This is a genomic window from Pseudomonadota bacterium, from assembly GCA_023229365.1.
Taxonomy (GTDB): Bacteria; Myxococcota_A; Polyangia; order JAAYKL01; family JAAYKL01; genus JALNZK01.
The window spans coordinates 1-17416 of record JALNZK010000112.1 but is presented as its reverse complement, the minus strand read 5'-3'; the positions used below and the strand labels follow the sequence as shown (position 1 = coordinate 17416).

The 17416-nt window shown below is 68.6% G+C and carries 13 protein-coding genes; 5 read left to right on the top strand and 8 right to left on the bottom strand.

The window, feature by feature from the left end; translation table 11 throughout:
* On the top strand, window positions 1–2173 hold a 2173-nt coding region (uvrA, locus tag M0R80_25635; GenBank protein MCK9463019.1), incomplete at its 5' end, for an excinuclease ABC subunit UvrA.
* A 27-nt stretch (window positions 2174–2200) separates the two neighbouring features.
* On the opposite strand, the gene M0R80_25630 is transcribed toward uvrA, so the two are convergent.
* From M0R80_25630 to M0R80_25615, 4 genes are all read right to left on the bottom strand, one after another.
* On the bottom strand, window positions 2201–3349 hold the full coding sequence (locus M0R80_25630) for a type III PLP-dependent enzyme (protein MCK9463018.1): 1149 nt from the start codon (window positions 3347–3349) through the stop codon (window positions 2201–2203).
* Window positions 3342–4526 (bottom strand): deoxyhypusine synthase, encoded by a 1185-nt coding sequence (gene speY, locus M0R80_25625; GenBank protein ID MCK9463017.1) that lies wholly within the window; start codon window positions 4524–4526, stop codon window positions 3342–3344. Before speY ends, M0R80_25630 begins: the two co-directional genes overlap by 8 nt.
* Window positions 4527–4567: 41 nt before the next feature.
* Window positions 4568–5107, bottom strand: coding sequence for an Sds3 domain-containing protein (locus tag M0R80_25620; protein MCK9463016.1), 540 nt, complete (start codon window positions 5105–5107; stop codon window positions 4568–4570).
* 70 nt (window positions 5108–5177) lie between these two features.
* Window positions 5178–6614, bottom strand: a complete 1437-nt coding sequence (locus M0R80_25615) for a hypothetical protein (protein ID MCK9463015.1) — start codon at window positions 6612–6614, stop codon at window positions 5178–5180.
* Between the two features lie 133 nt (window positions 6615–6747).
* On the opposite strand from M0R80_25615, the gene M0R80_25610 reads away from it, so the two are divergent.
* The 4 genes from M0R80_25610 to M0R80_25595 all read left to right on the top strand — a co-directional run bounded on the left by M0R80_25610 (window position 6748) and on the right by M0R80_25595 (window position 11819).
* On the top strand, window positions 6748–7590 hold the full coding sequence (locus M0R80_25610; GenBank protein MCK9463014.1) for a MoxR family ATPase: 843 nt from the start codon (window positions 6748–6750) through the stop codon (window positions 7588–7590).
* A 1-nt stretch (window position 7591) separates the two neighbouring features.
* Window positions 7592–8776, top strand: a complete 1185-nt coding sequence (locus M0R80_25605; protein ID MCK9463013.1) for a VWA domain-containing protein — start codon at window positions 7592–7594, stop codon at window positions 8774–8776.
* A gap of 91 nt (window positions 8777–8867) precedes the next feature.
* Window positions 8868–11069 carry a hypothetical protein gene (locus M0R80_25600; GenBank protein MCK9463012.1) on the top strand — a complete coding sequence of 734 codons (2202 nt, stop codon included), beginning with the start codon at window positions 8868–8870 and terminating at the stop codon, window positions 11067–11069.
* A gap of 39 nt (window positions 11070–11108) precedes the next feature.
* Window positions 11109–11819 (top strand): TIGR02266 family protein, encoded by a 711-nt coding sequence (locus M0R80_25595; GenBank protein ID MCK9463011.1) that lies wholly within the window; start codon window positions 11109–11111, stop codon window positions 11817–11819.
* Here M0R80_25595 and M0R80_25590 read toward each other — a convergent pair.
* From M0R80_25590 to M0R80_25575, 4 genes are all read right to left on the bottom strand, one after another.
* Window positions 11807–12676 (bottom strand): CPBP family intramembrane metalloprotease, encoded by an 870-nt coding sequence (locus tag M0R80_25590; GenBank protein ID MCK9463010.1) that lies wholly within the window; start codon window positions 12674–12676, stop codon window positions 11807–11809. The genes M0R80_25595 and M0R80_25590 overlap by 13 nt on opposite strands.
* A gap of 1 nt (window position 12677) precedes the next feature.
* A complete protein-coding gene (locus tag M0R80_25585; protein ID MCK9463009.1) occupies window positions 12678–14609 on the bottom strand; it encodes an ATP-binding cassette domain-containing protein in 1932 nt (643 codons plus the stop codon).
* Between the two features lies 1 nt (window position 14610).
* Window positions 14611–16383 (bottom strand): FHA domain-containing protein, encoded by a 1773-nt coding sequence (locus M0R80_25580; GenBank protein ID MCK9463008.1) that lies wholly within the window; start codon window positions 16381–16383, stop codon window positions 14611–14613.
* Between the two features lie 100 nt (window positions 16384–16483).
* Window positions 16484–17416, bottom strand: a 933-nt coding sequence (locus M0R80_25575) for a hypothetical protein (protein ID MCK9463007.1), incomplete at its 5' end; no start/stop codon positions are given.

Here is a 17416-nt window from a genome sequence, read left to right as displayed (position 1 = left end):
GAGCCGCGGCCTCGTCGTGATCTCCCCCGTCGAGGGCGAGGACCTGACCTTCACGGACCGCCACTCGTGCGCCGCGTGCGGGCTCACCCTGCCGAAGCTCGAGCCCGCGGCGTTCTCGTTCAACACGCCGGCCGGCGCCTGCCCGACCTGCGACGGCCTGGGGGACGTGCTGTTCTTCGACGAGGAGCTCGTCGTGCCGGATCCGAAGATCTCGCTGCGCGACGGCGCGATCGCGCCCTGGTCCCGCCGCAACGCGGCGTTCTACCGGCAGCTGCTCGACGCGGCGTGCACGAAGTACGCCGTCGATCCCTTCGCGCCGTGGCGCGATCTGCCCGAGGAGGCGCGGCGGATCCTGCTCCACGGCACGGACGACGAGCTCGAGTTCACGGTGGCCAGGGAGGCGAGCGTCCTCACGCTCAAGCGCCCCTTCGAGGGCGTCCTCCCGAACCTCGAGCGCCGCAGGCACGAGCTCGAGCGGCGCAAGAAGGAGGGCGGCGCCCGCGAGCCGTTCGACCTCGCCGCGGACGAGCTCGCGCGGTACCAGAGCCGGACCCGCTGCGCCGACTGCGGGGGCGCGCGGCTCAAGAAGGAGAGCCTCTCGGTCACCGTCGGCGGCCGGAACCTCGCCGAGCTGTGCCGTCTCACCGCCGCGGAGTGCGCCGGGTACGTCGCGTCGCTCGCGCTGCCGACTCGCGAGGCGGCCGTGGCGGCGCCGCTCCTCGCGGAGATCGCGACGAGGCTCGGCTTCCTCGTCAAGGTCGGCCTCGACTACCTCACCCTCGATCGCGCGACCGACACCCTGTCCGGCGGCGAGCTCCAGCGGATCCGCCTCGCGACGCAGATCGGCTCCGCGCTCGTCGGCGTCACCTACGTGCTCGACGAGCCGTCCGTCGGCCTGCACCAACGCGACAACGCGCGGCTCAACGGCACCCTCGCCGAGCTGCGAGATCGCGGGAACACGGTGCTCGTCGTCGAGCACGACGCGGAGACGATCCGCGCCGCGGACTACGTCGTCGACATGGGCCCCGGCGCCGGGCGCGCGGGCGGGGAGGTCGTTGCGCGCGGCACGCCCGCCGAGATCGAGCGCGATCCGAGGTCGCTGACCGGCGGCTACCTCTCGGGGCGCCTGTCCATCCCCGTGCCCAGGCGGCGGCGCACGACGAGCTCGCGGGCGGTCGTGATCTCCGGCGCGCGCGCCAACAACCTCAAGGGCGTCACGGCCAAGTTCCCGCTCGGCCTGTTCATCGCCGTGACCGGCGTGTCGGGGTCGGGCAAAAGCTCCCTCGTCGTCGACACGCTCCTGCCGGCCGTCCGCCACGCCGTTCGCCGCACGGGCGCCGCGGGCCTTTTCGTGGACGGCGTGTCGGGCGTTCGCGATCTCGACAAGATCGTCGAGATCGATCAGGCGCCGATCGGCCGCACGCCGCGCTCGAACCCGGCGACGTTCACGCAGCTGTTCGGCCTCGTCCGGGAGCTCTACGCCACCTTGCCCGAGTCCCGGGCGCGCGGCTACCGCGCGGGCCGCTACTCTTTCAACGTCAAGGGCGGCCGCTGCGAGGCGTGCCAGGGCGACGGCCTCATCCACATCGAGATGAACTTCCTCCCGGACGCGTACGTGACGTGCGAGGTCTGCGGCGGCAGGCGCTACAACCGGGAGACGCTCGAGGTGCGCTACAGGGGGCGCAGCATCGCGGACGTCCTCGACCTCACCTGCGCCGAGGCGCTCGACATGCTCGAGAGCCACCCGAAGATCCGCCCGATCCTCGCCGCGATGGCGAGCGTCGGGCTCGGCTACATCACGCTCGGCCAGAGCGCCACGACCCTGTCCGGCGGCGAGGCGCAGCGGCTCAAGCTCGCGCGCGAGCTCGCGCGCAAGGCGACCGGCTCGACGCTGTACGTGCTCGACGAGCCGACGACCGGCCTGCACTTCGAGGACGTGAAGCGGCTCGTGGAGCTCCTGCAGCAGCTCGTGGATCAGGGCAACACGGTCGTCGTGATCGAGCACAACCTCGACGTCGTGAAGTGCGCGGACTGGGTGATCGACCTCGGCCCGGAGGGCGGCGCCCAGGGCGGCGAGATCGTCGCGGCCGGCACGCCCGAGGACGTCGCGTGCAGCGGCACCCACACCGGGCGCTACCTCAAGCGCGCGCTCGAGTCGCGCGGGAACAGGTGACGGGAGCGTTCCGACCGGAACGGAGGATCACCGCTTGTGGAGGATCCTGGCCCCCTCGAAGCCGTTGAACCGGGTCGACGACGCGACGCTGTAGGCGCCGATGTTCTCGGTGTACAGGTAGTCCCCGACCTCCAGGTCGGGCGGCAGCAGGACCGACAGCGAGATCTTGTCGAAGCTGTCGCACGTGGGCCCGACCACCGCGCACACCTCCTGTTCGCCGTCCTTGAAGGCGTGGAAGTTGGGGACCCAGTGGTCGTACACCACGCCGGAGAAGGTGTGATAGAGGCCGTCGTTGATGTGGTAGAAGATCTTCCCGTCCCGTCTCGCCTTGCCGATGATCTCCGTGACGAGCGCCGCGGCGGTGGCGACCATGAAGCGCCCCGGCTCGGCGATGATCTCCACGTCCTCCGGAAACAGCCTCCGGATCTCGGCGTTGAGCAGCTCCGCCAGCTCCTCGAAGCGGGGCACCCGGTCGTCGTACGGGACCGGGAACCCGCCGCCCAAGTCCACGATGTTGAGCCCGTGGCCCGCCCTCCGCGCGTCGTTCAGCACCTGCGACGCGATGGCGAGCGCGCTCGTGTAGTTGTCGAAGTGCGTGCACTGGCTCCCGACGTGGAAGCTCACCCCCTCCACCTGGAGCCCGGCGTCGAAGGCGCCGCGGATCAGATCCGCCGCGTCCCCGGGCTCGCACCCGAACTTGGATCCCATCTCCACCTGGGACCCCGCGTCCGGCACCTTGAGGCGCAGCACCAGCCCGGCCGTGTCGCAGTGCTCCTTGATCTTCCGGATCTCCTCCGCGTTGTCGTAGGTGACCAGCGGGCGGTAGCGCCTGATCCGGCGCAGCGTCTCCCGGTCCTTGATGGTGTTGGAGAAGATGATCTTGTCCCAGATGAAGAAGTCCTTCTTCTCCTCCTCGAGATCCCGGATGAAGTCGTAGACCTGCATGAACTCGCTGTACGAGGCGACGTCGAAGCTGGCCCCCTCGTCGAACAGGGTCTTCACGATCTCCTGGTTCGAGTTGGCCTTGACCGCGTAGTAGCCCTGCACCCTGGGCAGGCACTTCATGAACAGGCGGCAGTTCTCCCGGAGCACCCCGTGATCCAGGACGAACAGGGGCGTCCCGTTCTTCTCCGCCAGGGCGAGGAGATCCCCCGCCGCGCCCGCGCGCTCAGGCATGGAGGAGGCTCATCTGCTTCTTCAGCGCGTCGATTTCCTTGTTGTTCTCCAGGTAGGACTCGATCAGCTTGGCCCGCAGCTCCGCCCCTCGATCGTAGAGCCGCTTGAGCCGCTTGGGAGCCGTCGTCTGGTGGACGTAGGCGACCATGAGCGGGAAGGCGACCGTCACGTCGAGGTACGCGGTCACGGCCTCGTCCAGCTTGGTCGGATCGATCTTGCCCCAGCTCGCGGCCTCGCTCGGGGACGCGCCGGACAGGCCGCCCGTGTCCGGCCGCGCGTCCGTCACGTTGATGTCGTAGTCCTGCCCCACCTCGGGGATCATCAGGACCTCCTGGATCTGCGGCTCGGTCTGGAGCACGAAGTTCTTCGGGCTCCCGCCGCCGATGAGGATGACCCCGGTCTTCCCCTTCTCGTACCGCTTCGCGTTGAGGATGATCGCCGTGGAGTCGTTGACGTCTAGGCTGGGGTTGATCTTCAGCTTGAACAGGTCCTGCAGGCCCGCGGCCTCGGCGAGCAGCTCGAGCCCCGCCACGTTCATCCCGATGGTCGAGTCGCCGGGGGAGGACGTGAAGACGGGGATCCCGAGCCGGTAGGCCGCCGCGACGATGCTCACCTCGCCCAGCCCGTTCTTCCTTTCGTACTCGTCCATCACCTTGCCCAGGTGGTGGTAGAACTCGCGCGTCCCCATCTCCTTCTGAAACTCGGGGCGGATCATGATCATCCGCAGGCGGCGATCGGTCTCCATCAGGACGTCCTCGTAGTCGAACAGGATGTCGTAGATGCGGGTCACGCCTTCCTTCCGCAGATCCACGTCGTCCACGCTGTGGCTGCCCCTGTGCATGGGCAGATCGAAGGCGAAATGCATGTCGTGGTACATGTTGGCGCCGGTCGCCGTGATCCAGTCCACGAACCCGTGCTTCATGAGCGGGATCACCGTCGAAGGGCCGAGGCCCGCCGGAGTCAGCGCGCCCGCCAGGCTCAACCCCACCGTGACGTCGTCCCGGGAGTACTTCTCCTTCAGGAGGTGGCACGCCGCCCGCAGGCGCCCGCCGTTGTAGGCGTCCATGTTGTCGATCAAGTCGACGACGGAGGTTTCCTCGGAGATGGGCTTCGGGAGGATTCGCTTGCCGCGGAGGTACCTGTTCTTTCCCGGGCAGCTCGGTCTTTCCTGGTGCATCGTTTCGTCCTCTTTTCTCGGTGAACCGTCCGCCGCGCAGCCTACTCGCACTTGTCCCAGGCGTCCTTGGTGGCGGCCGCGATCCGGCACTGCGCGACCGGCTTGGAGACGCCCGCGCCCTCCGCCGTGCACTTGTACACGACCTCGTTCCACGAGGCCTCGGCCGCGTCGGCGGCCTCCTGCGCGGTCTTGACGGCGGCGTCCCGCTCCTCGGTCTGCCGCTTGATCTTCCCGTCGAGCTCGATCCTCATGTCCGAGGTCTTCTTCGCGAACTCGTTGACGATGGCGGTCCGCTTCGCCGCGTCCTGCGGCTTCACCTCCGCGAGCGCCAGCTCCTCGTCCGCGTCGATGCGCGCGATCGCCTCGGCCTTCTCCGCCTCGAGCTTCTTCAGGCGGGCGTCGTATTCCTCGTTCACCTGCGCGAGCTTCGCCCGCGCCGCCTCGGGCGAGGCGGAGTCGCCGCCGAGGCCGCCCAGGTGCCGGCACATCTCGTCGATTTCGTCCGCCGTCGCCGGCTCCGCGCACGACGAGATCCAGAGCCCCGCGATCGACACCGCGACCACCGCGATCAGCTTCTTCATGCGTCCCTCCAATCCGGGCCGTTGAGAGCCCCCAAATCCCGACGGGACAATATCACAGCGCCGGGGAATGTCAGTCGGGCTCGGCGATCCGCCCCGCGAGGTTCCCGGCGCGGGTCCGGACCCCCTCCGCCACGGCCGCCGAGAGCTCCCTCCACGGTCGCTCCGCCGGGTCGACGAGCTGGCGCAGGCGGTCGAAGAGGGGGTTGTGCGGCGCGCCCGGGTGGCTCGCCTCCTCGAGCGAGACGGCGGTGCCGCCGGGCTCGGCGCACTCGTTGTACATCCGCAGCGAGGCCGTGTTCAGCTCCTCGTCGACGAGCACGACGGCGCCCCCGTGCAGCGGCTCGGGCGCGACCGTCTCCACGACCCACCCGCCCGTGTTGTAGACGTGGACCCACCGCGGGTAGCCGGGGAAGTCCATGTCCTCCTGGAACGGCTTGTGCGTGTGGCCGAAGACGAAGGTCACGTCCGACGGCATCTCGCCCTTGAGCTCGGACTGCAGCTGCGCCCGGAGCGGCCCGGCGAGGAACGCCCGCAGCCCCTGTGCGGCGTCCTCGGTCAGCGGCCCTGCGTTCTTCGTGCGCTCCGTGCCGCAGACGCGCTTCACGACGGCGGCGAACGCCCACCTGAGGAGCGCCGCCTCCATCTCGTCTCCCCACCCCGGCAGGTCGAGCTTCGCGGCGAGCCCCGAGGCGAGCGACGCGAGCAGCCTCTTCAACTGCTCCGGGTCGCCGAGCTTCTCGTAGATCAGCTCGACGTCCTCGCCCACGTCGCCGGACCGGCCCATGGTGGACCAGAAGAAGTCGATCCACGCGAAGTTCTCGGTCTCGACGTCCCAGACGGTCGCCGGGCGGATCCGATCCGGGAAGACGAGATCGGTGAGCCGGGTCATCAAGTGGTAGAGCGACTCCGCGTAGTGGCCGTGGCTGAAGACGACGCACCGGCGGCTCGCCGCGTCGAAGAGCCCGAAGCTCGGGTAGGCCGTCCGAACGACCATCTCCCGGAGGTGCGCGTAGCGCTGGACGACCCCGGTGAGCGTGTAGGACGGGGGGAGAGCCGTCGCCTCCGGCGCCAGCATGTTCGTCGTGTGCCACGGGACGGGGAGGTGGCTCCGGGGGGCGAGCGTCTTCAGGTGGTTGACGTACTGGGTCTCGCGCGCGAGCTCCCAGAGGTGGTGGTCGTGGTTCCCCGGGATGTAGATGATATCGTCGAACAGCCGCTCCCCCGGGGGTGGGGGTAGGACCGCCTCGACGAAGCGCTCGAACGCCATCATCGCCTGGTTGTCGTTGGCGAGCGCGAGCTCCAGCGCGTCCCCGGCCAGGACCAAGGTCGGCTTCCGCTGACCCGCGTTGCCGCGGACGAGCGCCTTCAAGCACTCCGCGAGCGCCACCAGCACGGGGCTCGCGCTCGTCGGATCCGTGTCCGTGCTGGCCGCCTTCAGGTTCGTCAGGAGGCTGTCCTCCTCGCCGAGGTGCAGGTCCGAAATGCAGACCCAGCGGATGTCCGTCATCGCCGTCGCCCTCCCGTTGCGATCGCTCCTCCCCCGAAGGAGGGCGCGCGTGCGGCGGGGAATATAGCACGGGGGGAAAAGACGACGTATAGTCCCCTCGCCGCGCGAGCGGCATCGCGCGGGAGCGGACGAGATGGCCACCGAGTTCGATCGATTCGCAGGGACCAAGCGCTACATCACCCCCCCGGAGCTGCGCCCCGCGGTCAACGTCTCGGCGGCGATCCAGAGGCCGCTGCTCGTCAAGGGCGAGCCCGGCACGGGCAAGACGCTGCTCGCCCACGCCGTCGCCGAGGATCTCGGGCTGCCGCTCGTCGCGTGGAACGTGAAGTCCACCTCCAAGGCGATCGACGGGCTCTACGTCTACGACACGGTCCGGCGGCTGCAGGACAGCCGGTTCGGGGATCGCGACGTCTCCGACATCCGCCAGTACATCCGGCTCGGGCCGCTCGGGCGCGCCCTGACGAGCGAGACCCGGGTCGTGCTGCTGATCGACGAGATCGACAAGGCGGACCTCGAGTTCCCGAACGACCTGCTCCAGGAGCTCGACACGATGGAGTTCACGGTCGTCGAGACGGGCGACCTCCACAAGGCCGTGCACCGCCCGGTCGTCATCATCACGTCGAACGCCGAGAAGGAGCTGCCGGATCCGTTCCTGCGCCGCTGCGTCTTCCACTACATCCAGTTCCCGGACGAGAAGCTGATGGCCGACATCGTGCGCGTGCACTACCCGGACATCGAGAAGAAGCTGCTCGAGCAGTGCCTGAACAAGTTCTACTGGCTGCGCGGCGTCGAGGGCGTCCGCAAGCGCCCCTCCACCTCCGAGCTGATCGACTGGATCGGCGCGCTCGTCGCGGCCGGGATCCCCCCTTCGGTCGTGGCCAAGGAGATCCCGTTCCTCGGCGCGCTCGTCAAGAAGCCCGAGGATCTCGAGGCCGTGGTCGGGGGCGGGCGCCTCAAGCGGTCCACCTGGCCCTGAGATGCGCGAGGGGACCGGGATCTTCCTCTCCTTCTTCTACCTGCTGCGCGGCCGGGGCCTGAAGGTCACGCCGACGCAGTGGCTCGCGCTCGTCGAGGCCCTGGCGCTCGGCCTGCACGGCTCGTCGCTCATGGGGTTCTACTCGCTCGCGCGCTCGATCCTCGTGAAGGACGAGTCCGAGCTGGACGACTTCGATCTCGCGTTCGCCGCGCACTTTCAGGGTGTCGAGCTGCCGGTGCGGGCGATCGAGAAGGACGTCCTCGACTGGCTCGAGAACCCGATCGCCCCGTACACGATCGACCCGGCGTGGCGGCGGCTGCTCGACGAGGTCGACGTGGACGCGCTGCGCGCGGAGCTCGAGCGCCGGCTGCGGGAGCAGACCGAGCGGCACGACGGCGGCAGCCGGTGGGTCGGGACGGGCGGCACCTCCCCCTTCGGGCACTCGGGGTACCACCCGGGGGGCATCCGCGTCGGCGGGGAGCGGCGCCTCGGCTCGGCCGTGCAGGTCGCGGCCGAGCGCCGGTACAGGGAGCACCGCCGCGATCTCGTGCTCGACACGCGCCAGTTCGGCGTGGCGCTCAAGAAGCTGCGCGCTCTCGATCGGGAGGGGGCGTGCGAGGAACTCGACGTCGAGGCCACGATCGACCGCACGGCCCGCGAGGGCGGCGAGCTGCAGCTCGTCTTCGAGCCGCCGAGGAAGAACAGCCTGAGCCTCCTCCTCGCGATGGACGTCGGCGGATCCATGGATCCGTTCCGGCGCCTCACGAGCCTCCTCTTCTCGGCGGCGCACGGCGCGCGCCACTTCAAGCGCTTCGAGCACGTCTACTTCCACAACTGCGTGTACGAGTGCGTGTACGCCGACGCCGGCTTCGACATGCCCATCCCGTTGCACGAGCTGTTCCGCCGGTTCGGCCGGGACACCCGCCTCGTCTTCGTGGGGGACGCCTACATGTACCCGGGCGAGCTCGTCCGGCCGTTCGGCTCGATCCACTGGCACGAGCAGAACGACAAGCCCGGCGTCCACTACCTCGAGCGGATCCTGGACCACTTCGAGCGCGCCGCCTGGCTCAACCCGATGGACGAGCGCTTCTGGGGCGCGCCGTCGGTCGACCTCATCGGGCGGCTCTTCCCGATGTACCCCCTGACCGTCGAGGGGGTAGAACGGCTCGCACGGGACCTCACGTGAGCCGCCGAGAAACCCCTTGGGACGCCGCGGCCCGAAGCTGTAACATCCACGTTCCAGTCCCCGCGAGGGGCGAAACGGCGGAGGCAACACGATGGCCGACAAGCACGCGTTCTCGTTCTTCCGCGCCGGCGGCTTCGATCAGGTCCGCTTCGAGTCCGGCGACGACTTCAAGAACCTCGAGTCGCTCGACCTGAAGCTCTGGGTCGCGCTCGCCTGCCCGACCAAGGGGCTCGCGTTCGATCCGCGGACGCTCGAGCTCATCGACGCGAACAAGGACGGCCGCATCCGCGCGCCCGAGCTGCTCGACGCCGTGAAGTGGACCACCTCGCTGCTCAAGGACGCGGGGCTCCTCGTGTCGAGCCCCGCCGAGCTGCCGCTCGCGGCGATCGACGACGCGACCGAGGAGGGCGCGAAGCTGCTCGCCGTGTCGAAGACCGTGCTCGAAGGGCTCGGCAAGGGCTCGGCCGCCGCGCTCTCGGTCGCCGACATGACCGAGGCGATCCAGGCGTTCGACGCCAAGCCGTTCAACGGCGACGGCGTGATCACCGAGCTCTCCGCCCCCGACGACGCGGGGAGGAAGCTCATCGCCGAGATCGTCGACTGCACGGGCGGCAAGGTCGACCGCGGCGGCAAGCCCGGCGTCGACGCCGAGAAGATCACGGAGTTCTTCGGGCTCGTCGGCGAGCACGTCGCGTGGCTCGCCAAGGGCGACGCGGATCCCGCGGCCCTCCCCTTGAAGGGGGAGACCGGCGCCGCGTTCGACGCCCTCAACGCGGTGCGCGCGAAGATCGACGACTACTTCACGCGCTGCCGCCTCGCGGCGTTCGACGAGCGCGCGATCAACGCGCTGAACCGGGAGGAGGAGGCGTACATCGCCATCGCGGCGAAGGACCTCACGATCACGAGCGAGGAGATCCGGGCGTTCCCGCTCGCGCAGGTCGCGGCCGGGCGGGCGCTCCCGCTCTCCAAGGGCGTCAACCCGGCGTGGAGCGACGCGCTCTCGGAGCTCGCGGCCAAGGTCGTGAAGCCGCTGCTCGGCGAGAAGGCGGCGCTCGCCGAGGCCGACTGGGCGGAGCTCAAGAGGCGCTTCGCCCCGTACGAGGCGTGGCAGGGCGGGAAGGCCGGCGCGGCCGTGGAGAGGCTCGGCGCCGAGCGGCTCAGGGAGCTCGCGAAGGACGGCGCCCGCAAGCCGCTGGACGCGCTCCTCGAGGAGGAGAAGAAGCAGGAGCCGACGGCGCAGTCGATCGCGTCCGTCGAGAAGCTCGTGCGCCTCAGCCGGGACCTTTACCGGCTCGTCAACAACTACGTCAGCTTCACCGACTTCTACCAGCGCACGCGGCCGGCGATCTTCCAGATCGGGCGGCTGTACCTCGATCACCGCGAGTGCCAGCTGTGCATCCGGGTGGACGACCTCCCCAAGCACGCGACGATGTCGCCGCTCTCGCGCGCGGTCCTCGCGTACTGCGACTGCACGCGGCCGGCGACGGGCGAGAAGATGACGATCGCCGCGGCGGTCACCGCGGGCGACTCGGACAACCTGATGGTCGGGAGGAACGGCGTCTTCTTCGACAACGAGGGGAAGGACTGGGACGCGACCATCGTCCGGCTCGTGGACAACCCGATCAGCGTCCGCCAGGCGTTCTGGATGCCCTACAAGAAGCTCATGAAGTTCATCGAGGAGCAGATCTCGAAGCGCGCGGCGGCGAGCGAGGCGAAGTCGAGCGGCCAGCTCACGGCCGGAGCGGAGAGCGTCGGCGCGGCCGCGACCACGGCCCCGGCCCCGGCGGCGCCGCCGGCCCCGAAGAAGCTCGACATCGGCATCGTCGCGGCGATAGGCGTCGCGGTCGGCGGCATCACCGCCGCGCTCGGGGCGCTCCTGCAGGCGTTCTTCGGGCTCGGGATCTGGATGCCGCTCGGCGTCCTCGGCCTCCTCTTGCTCATCTCCGGGCCCTCGATGCTCATCGCCTGGCTCAAGCTGCGCCAGCGCAACCTCGGGCCGCTCCTCGACGCGAACGGCTGGGCGGTGAACTCGCGGGCGCTGCTCAACGTGCCGCTCGGGGGATCGCTCACGAAGCTCGCGAAGCTGCCCAAGGGCGCGAAGGTCGATCACGCGGATCCGTTCGCGACGAAGCGCCGCCCGTGGAAGCTCTACTTCGTCGTCCTCGTCGTCCTCGCGCTCGGGCTGGGGTGGTACTTCGGCAAGCTCGACCGCTTCCTGCCGAAGCGCGCGCAGAGCGTCCAGGTGCTCGGCGACTGCGCCCCGGCCGCCGCGAAGGGCTCGCCCACCCCGTGATTCTTGGCAACCGCGCGGCGCTGCGATATGGTTCACGGCATGACACACCCGGCGGAGACCGCGCGGACGCACATCATGGCCGGGCTCGAGGCGTGCCAGGCCGATCCGGCGCTCGCGGGCGCGCTCGAGCAGCTCGCCGCGAACCTCGCGAAGGCGCAGGGCAAGCTCTTCCCGGCGATGAAGCTCCCGGCCGACTCGCCGGGCGCCATCGACATGATGCGCCGCGCCATGGAGCACCTCGCCCAGGCGCTCAAGACGTTGCAGGACCTGCAGATCGAGAGCTCGGCGATAGGCGTCGCCGCCGCCTCGATCGCGAAGGCGCTCAAGACGCTCCACCCCGTCGTCCAGGAGGCGAAGGAGCGGCTGTCGAAGGTCTCCATGCCCCCGCCGGTGGCGGCCGGGAAGGCCGCGGCGGCCGAGGCCGTCTCGATCAACGTCAACACGGTCCTCTCGATGAACACGGACCACCAGTTCTACACCGGCTTCTCGGAGAACATCGACGAGGGCGGCATCTTCATCGCCACGTTCGAGCCCAAGCCCGTCGACGCGCCGGTGATCGTCAACTTCAAGCTGCCCGGCGGCCGCCCGGTCACCGCGCGCGGCGTGGTGCAGTGGGTGCGCGAGTACAACCCGACGGCGCCGGAGACGGCGCCGGGGATGGGCGTCAAGTTCACGGATCTGATGCCGAGCGACAAGGCCGCCATCGAGGAGTTCGCCCAGAAGCGCGCGCCGCTGTTCTACGACGAGTGAGCCTCGCCGGGCTCGCGGTCCGGGCCCATCCTGACAAGCGCGACGACGATCACCGCCACGGCGGCGGCCGAGGCGGCGACGAGCGGCAGCGGGTGGCCGGTCTCGTAGGCGCTCCCGGCGCCCTGCGGATCGAACCGCGCGAACAGGGCGCACAGGAGGTTGTTGATCGCGTGCGCCGCGATCGCGGGCCAGACGCTGCCCGTCGCGAGCACGACGAACCCGAGGTAGAGGCCGATGAGCAGCGCGCCCAGGCCCTGGAGCGCGTCGAAATGGATGGCGCCGAACAGGATCGCGGACAGGGCGACGGCGAGCCCCTTCGGCAGGCGCGCCGCGAGCGCCCCGAGGAAGAGCCCGCGGAACAGGAGCTCCTCGCCGAGCGCCGGGCCGACGGAGATGGCGGCCGTGAGCGCGACGAACCACGGGACCGACGCGCCCGAGAAGGACTCGGCGAACCGCGCGAGGAGGAAGCCGTCGAACAGCTGCGGCGCCGCCCGCCCGACGACGAAGGTCAGCTCGTCCGACAGGATCCCGAGGGGCAGCACGCCGAGCGCGGCGATCGCGAGCGCCATGGGCCTCGGCGCCACGAGCGCGAGGGAGCGGCGGATCCCCGCGCGGCGCAGCCTCGCCACGACGACGGCGAGGGCGGCGAGCGTCGCGGAGCCCGCGATCACCTGGACGACGATCACGGGCGCGCTCATGATCCACGAGAGCGGATCCTCGCCACGGGCGGCGGCGCCGGCACCGCAGACGACGCCCAGTATCCCCGCGACGGAGAGCTCGAGGCCGACCGCGACGAGGAAGACGACCCCGACCTTCCACGGGGCGAGCGCGCTCTTCGCGGCGGGCCCTTCGTCCACGCTAGACCCTGTCGCGCATCTTGAGCACGATCGCCGTGAGGAACGCGGGCAGGAGCGCGAGGAAGCCGTTGACGACCGCGTTCAGCGACCAGAGGTCGTCCTCGAAGCCGAAGAACAGCACCTTGTCGGTCGCCACGTCGTTGACGGCGTCCATCAGGCCGCCGAGGCCCCAGCGCATGGCGCTCGGGGCGAGGAGCATCCCGGTGCCCTGATCGCGGAGCGTGGGCAGCCGGATGACGAAGCCCGAGAACGCGAGCATCAGGACGAGCCAGGCGAGCATGAGGAGCAGCGCGAGCTTGCTCGACTTCGCGAGCGTCGAGAAGAACAGGCCCGACGTCACCCCCGCGACCTGCACGGAGAGCAGGATGAGGAACAAGGGCGGGAAGGACGCGTCCACCTCGCTGTACCAGTAGAGCACCGCGGTCAGCGACGCGGCCTGGAACATGCCGAAGGCGAGCAGGAACACGATCTTCGACATGAGGTAGGACGGGATCTTCAGGTTGACCATCCGCTCGCGCATGTAGATCGTGCGCTCGCTGTGCATCATCTCGATCGCGGGGAAGATCCCGAAGAAGAACGCCAGCAGCGTCGAGATGAACAGGAGCACGTGGCGCTGGTCGGGCTTGTCGAGCAGCATCGCGAGGAAGAACATGAGCACCGGCGCGCCCACGACGGCGCCGATGAGCCAGCCGACGTCGCGCGTGTACAGCTTGGTCAGCCGCTCGAACAGGATGAAGAACTGGCGGAACCCGAAGCTGCGGCCGGCGCGCGCGACCGGCGCCTGCATGTGCTGCGTGCGGCCCGCGTCCGCGCGATCGACGACGAAGCGCTTGTACCAGTGCGTCTCCGTGTAGGCGCGCTGCATGGCGTCCCAGTCGCCCTCGACCATGCCCTTCGGCGAGAGCTTCTCGAACAGGAGATCCGGGGTCGGCCCGGAGCCGAACCGGGCGTACGAATCGAGCGTCGATCCGTAGTAGATGAGGCGGCCGCCCACGCCGAGGATCAGCGCGTTGTCCATCATCTCGTAGATCTCCTTTGCGGGCTGGTGGATCGTGAGGATGATGGTCCGCCCCTTCTTGGACAGCCCCTTGAGCACGTCCATCACGCTCTTGGCGTCCGCCGAGGAGAGGCCGGAGGTCGGCTCGTCGAGGAACAGGATCGCCGGGTCGGTGACGAGCTCCATCGCGAGGTTGACGCGCTTGCGCTGGCCGCCGGACAGCACGCGCGCCTCGGGCCCGCCGATGACGGTGTTCGCGCGGTGCGCGATGTCGAGCTCCACGAGGACCTCGACGACGCGATCGTGGAGCTCCTTCTCCGTGAGCCCCTTCATGCGCAGCTTCGCGGTGTAGTAGCACGCCTCGTACACGGTGAGGTTCCGGTGCACGATGTCGTCCTGCGGCACGTAGCCGATGTGGCCGCGCATGGCGTCGAACTGCGCGTGGAGGTCGATGCCGTTGACGAGCACGCGCCCCTCGGTGGGGTGCATGTTGCCGTTCATGTTCTCCATGAGCGTGGTCTTGCCCGCGCCCGCGGGGCCCATGAGCGCGACGAACTCGCCCGGCTCGATCGTGAACGACACGTCCCGCAGGAGGCGCACGCCGGGCTTCACGTCGAAGGTGACGCCCTGCACGTCGACGCGCGTCGCGAGCCGCAGGTCGTCCGACTCGACCTGGCCGTCCGCGGCGAAGCGGAGCCGCACCGGGCCGATCTGGACCCGATCGTCGCCGCCGATGGCGACGGGCGCGGTCACGCGCTCGCCGTTCAGGAACGTGCCGTTCGCGGCGCCGAGGTCCTCGAGCAGCCAGCCGCCGTCCTTCGACGTCAGGCGGGCGTGGTGGCCCGAGACCATGGGGTGATCGATGACGTAGTCGTTGTCCGGTGCACGCCCGACCGTGAGCCGACCCTTGGTCGCACGTATCAGCTGCGTGCCCATGTCAACCCTCCTTGGGGGCGCCCTCGATCACCGCGAGCAGCTTGTCGCCGCCGATCCAGACCGCGTCGTTCGCGGTCCACTGCGTGCGTGCGGCGAGCCTCGCCGCCCCGCTCTGCGGGCCGTCCTTCGGGCCGAGGTACGTGCCGTTGGTCGAGCCGTTGTCCGTGACCCAGATCTGGTTGGTCTGCGGATCGAAGTCGACGCGCGCGTGCTCCCTCGACACCCCGGCGACGTCGAGCTTGATCCTGCACTGCGGCTCGCGGCCTATCAGGTTCTGCCCCGGGACGAGCTCCACCCGGCTCCCGTCGGCGCGCACCACGAACGCGCCCGAGACGCTGCTGAGCGCGACGGTCCGGGCCGCGGGCGCGTGCGAGGGCGCGGCCGGGGCGCTCGAGGGCGCGGCCGGGGCGCGCGGCGGCACGACGACCTTCGCCTTGCGGGACTTGATCGCCACGATCAGCACCGCGAGGACGACCACCACGACGATCAGGATGACGAGCACCATGAGCGTGCTGCTCGCCTCGGCGCCCTTGGGCGGCTTGACCACCTCGAACCTGAGGACGCTCTCGCCGGTCTGGCCGAAGCGGTTCGTGACCTTGACGGTCCCGGTGTCGACGGTCGAGTTCAGCGACGCGACGAGCCGGAACGGGTTCGCGCTCCTGACCTGCACCGCCATCCCGTTGACCGTGGCGCGCAGCTGGGCCGCGCCGCCGCAGAAGCCGCTGCCGTCGACGGTGAGATCCACCTTCCCGTCGTCGACGTCGGTCCGGTAGGCCTGCGCCGGGTAGAGCGCGGTGATCGTCGGCAGCGGCGCCTGGGCCGAGGTCGCCTGGAACTTGATGCCCTCGGTGTCCTTGCCCTCGACCTTGAGCATCGAGGTGTGCTCAATGATGGGCGCCGGGTTGAAGCACGGGAAGTTGATCTGGAGCAGGTACTGGCTGCGGACCCGGTTCCAGAACATGCCGACGAACGTCGCGATCTCCGAGTCCGAGCGGCGGAAACACGACTGGCCGCCCGTGGCCTGCGCGAGATCGTACAGGCCGTTCTCGATCTTGTGGGAGTTCCGCCGGTCGTCGTACTTCTTGTCGAGGACGAACCCGAGGGTGAAGAACGGCACCTTGCCCGCGGCGTACGACTTCTGCACGCAGTTGCCCTTGCCCTCGTCCTTGTCCGCGCCGCCGGTCAGGAAGATGACCGCGCGGTACTTGTCCTTCACGGTGTCCGGGAAGAAGTTGAGCCCCTCGTTCAGGGAGTCGCAGAAGCGGGCGGCGGTCTCGTCGCCCTTCGGCGGCAGCGCGATCTTGTCGATGACGGCCTTCAAGGTCGCCTTGTCCTTGGAGAACCCCATCTCCTGCTTCGCCTCGGAGTACCCGCTCATGGCCGGGAAGGACGCGATCGCGATCTGATCCTTCGTCGGATCCATCCTTTCGACAATCTCCTTGGCCATCCGCTTCGCGCGCTCGAACTCGCCGGTGTAGCTGCGCGAGCGGTCGATCATGATGAGCACCATGGCACCCGCCTGCCCGGCGATCTGCTGGGCCTGGTTCATGATCCAGCCGCCCTGCTCGCCGGCGTACTCGTCCACCGACACGGCGAACGACGTGGCCGGGAGGCTGCGCGTGAACTGGACGCCGTCCTTGACGTCGACGAACACCGCCGCGTTGTCCGGGAACCCGCTCGGGTTGATCTGCCAGTGCACCTCGCGCTGCGCCTGCGCCGAGGACGCGGCCGCGATGCAGGCGAGGACCACGAACGCCGTTGCGATTCTGCGCATCTTGGACTCCTCTTCGTCGAAAGTCGCGGGCATGATAGCGCACGGGGCGCGTGGTAGTCCACCTCGACGGGCGACCTCGATCAAGAAGCGACGGCCGTGCTCATTCCCCGGCGTCCGCTCCGCCGTCCACGCCGCCGTCGAGCTCCGGGCAGCCGCCCTCCGGGCACACATGACCAGTCGAGTCGATGAAGCCGCCGGCTTCGAGGTCGCAGAGGATGAGTAGATCGCCTGCATTATAGGCGAAGTACTTGTCGTGCCGCGCGATGCCAGTGTAGCCGAAGGCCACGTCCGTCAATTTGCGGGTCACACCGGTATCAAGATCGTAAAGCTCCAAGTACGACGTCTGATCCTCAAACCAGTTGTGTGCGAGCTCTTCAGTATCTTCATATGCGAGCACATTTCCGGAAACCGTAGGTCCAATTTGATCCCAAGGGCTGCTGAAAACCCAATTTCCAACATTAGTATCCAAATCATGAACTCGAACATCGCACTTGTTCGTCAAATCCGCGGGGCTGTCCCAAATGCCGGAATAAACCTTTCCGTCATCGATTTTGGGCCATGTGATTTGGGTCATTCCACTTTGTACAAGCGTCGGGCCAACACCGTTGAGCACATCGTACTTCCACAACCAATTGACGACGGATGTGCCGACCTCGTCGACCCAGACGACCCATTTCATTCCGTCAAAGTCAAACCCTCCGGGGTTGCCATTTGCCTCTGAAGAAATCAAGTGGGTCTCCAAGTCATCAATGTCCAGATAATACATCGTGCCAACGGTGTCGCCTTCGCAACCTCGGTAGAAAACCACTTCTTCTTGTCCTGGCATTGGGAGATAGCTTGCGCAATCAGAGTTGGTCAGTTGTTGTTGTTCTTCTGTAAGAACATTTTTTCGGAACACTTCACGAGAGAAACTGTCCGATCCGTCGGATTGCCAATCCCAGTACACCCAGTCTCCCCAAATAGAGTAACTGTTTAGCGGCCATCCCGACGTGAAGCAGCCGGTCGGCTGCGGTTTCGAAAAAGTGAAGGTGGA

What these genes read in the sequence shown, in the direction of transcription:
- M0R80_25595 (MCK9463011.1), top strand. Translation starts at nt 11,109, where the DNA reads ATGACACACCCGGCGGAGACCGCGCGGACGCACATCATGGCCGGGCTC.
- speY (MCK9463017.1), bottom strand. Translation starts at nt 4,526, where the DNA reads ATGCACCAGGAAAGACCGAGCTGCCCGGGAAAGAACAGGTACCTCCGC.
- M0R80_25615 (MCK9463015.1), bottom strand. Translation starts at nt 6,614, where the DNA reads ATGACGGACATCCGCTGGGTCTGCATTTCGGACCTGCACCTCGGCGAG.
- M0R80_25585 (MCK9463009.1), bottom strand. Translation starts at nt 14,609, where the DNA reads ATGGGCACGCAGCTGATACGTGCGACCAAGGGTCGGCTCACGGTCGGG.
- M0R80_25605 (MCK9463013.1), top strand. Translation starts at nt 7,592, where the DNA reads ATGCGCGAGGGGACCGGGATCTTCCTCTCCTTCTTCTACCTGCTGCGC.
- M0R80_25600 (MCK9463012.1), top strand. Translation starts at nt 8,868, where the DNA reads ATGGCCGACAAGCACGCGTTCTCGTTCTTCCGCGCCGGCGGCTTCGAT.
- M0R80_25610 (MCK9463014.1), top strand. Translation starts at nt 6,748, where the DNA reads ATGGCCACCGAGTTCGATCGATTCGCAGGGACCAAGCGCTACATCACC.
- M0R80_25630 (MCK9463018.1), bottom strand. Translation starts at nt 3,349, where the DNA reads ATGCCTGAGCGCGCGGGCGCGGCGGGGGATCTCCTCGCCCTGGCGGAG.
- M0R80_25620 (MCK9463016.1), bottom strand. Translation starts at nt 5,107, where the DNA reads ATGAAGAAGCTGATCGCGGTGGTCGCGGTGTCGATCGCGGGGCTCTGG.
- M0R80_25580 (MCK9463008.1), bottom strand. Translation starts at nt 16,383, where the DNA reads ATGCGCAGAATCGCAACGGCGTTCGTGGTCCTCGCCTGCATCGCGGCC.